Annotated in this window: 1 rRNA gene (cut by a window edge); it reads left to right on the forward strand. The window is 56.6% G+C overall.

The window, feature by feature from the left end:
* Positions 1 to 1,176: ribosomal RNA gene (locus ACZ3ZD_RS35885) — 23S ribosomal RNA — on the forward strand; its annotated part reaches 1,374 nt to the left of the window's first position; the annotation flags it as partial.
* Positions 1,177 to 1,198: the final 22 nt, after the last annotated feature.

A 1,198-nucleotide genomic window follows, 5' to 3' on the forward strand; every position in this document is an offset into this window, starting at 1 on the left:
GTTCGAGCTGGGGGTGGCCGCAGAGACCAGCGAGAAGCGACTGTTTACTAAAAACACAGGTCCGTGCGAAGCCGTAAGGCGATGTATACGGACTGACGCCTGCCCGGTGCTGGAACGTTAAGGGGACCGGTTAGCTCACTTTCGGGTGGGCGAAGCTGAGAACTTAAGCGCCAGTAAACGGCGGTGGTAACTATAACCATCCTAAGGTAGCGAAATTCCTTGTCGGGTAAGTTCCGACCTGCACGAATGGCGTAACGACTTCTCGACTGTCTCAACCATAGGCCCGGTGAAATTGCACTACGAGTAAAGATGCTCGTTTCGCGCAGCAGGACGGAAAGACCCCGGGACCTTTACTACAGTTTGATATTGGTGTTCGGTTCGGCTTGTGTAGGATAGCTGGGAGACTGTGAAGCAGGCACGCCAGTGTTTGTGGAGTCGTCGTTGAAATACCAGTCTGGTCGTGCTGGATGTCTAACCTGGGTCCGTGATCCGGATCAGGGACAGTGTCTGATGGGTAGTTTAACTGGGGCGGTTGCCTCCTAAAGGGTAACGGAGGCGCCCAAAGGTTCCCTCAGCCTGGTTGGCAATCAGGTGTTGAGTGTAAGTGCACAAGGGAGCTTGACTGTGAGACCGACGGGTCGAGCAGGGACGAAAGTCGGGACTAGTGATCCGGCGGTGGCTTGTGGAAGCGCCGTCGCTCAACGGATAAAAGGTACCCCGGGGATAACAGGCTGATCTTCCCCAAGAGTCCATATCGACGGGATGGTTTGGCACCTCGATGTCGGCTCGTCGCATCCTGGGGCTGGAGTCGGTCCCAAGGGTTGGGCTGTTCGCCCATTAAAGCGGTACGCGAGCTGGGTTTAGAACGTCGTGAGACAGTTCGGTCCCTATCCGCTGTGCGCGTAGGAGTCTTGAGAAGGGCTGTCCCTAGTACGAGAGGACCGGGACGGACGAACCTCTGGTGTGCCAGTTGTTCTGCCAAGGGCATGGCTGGTTGGCTACGTTCGGGAGGGATAACCGCTGAAAGCATCTAAGCGGGAAGCCTGCTTCGAGATGAGGACTCCCACCCACTTGATGGGGTAAGGCTCCCAGTAGACGACTGGGTTGATAGGCCGGATCTGGAAGCACGGTAACGTGTGGAGGTGACCGGTACTAATAGGCCGAGGGCTTGTCCTCAGTTGCTCGCGTCCACTGTGTT

This window comes from Streptomyces sp. NPDC023481 (assembly GCF_055560195.1).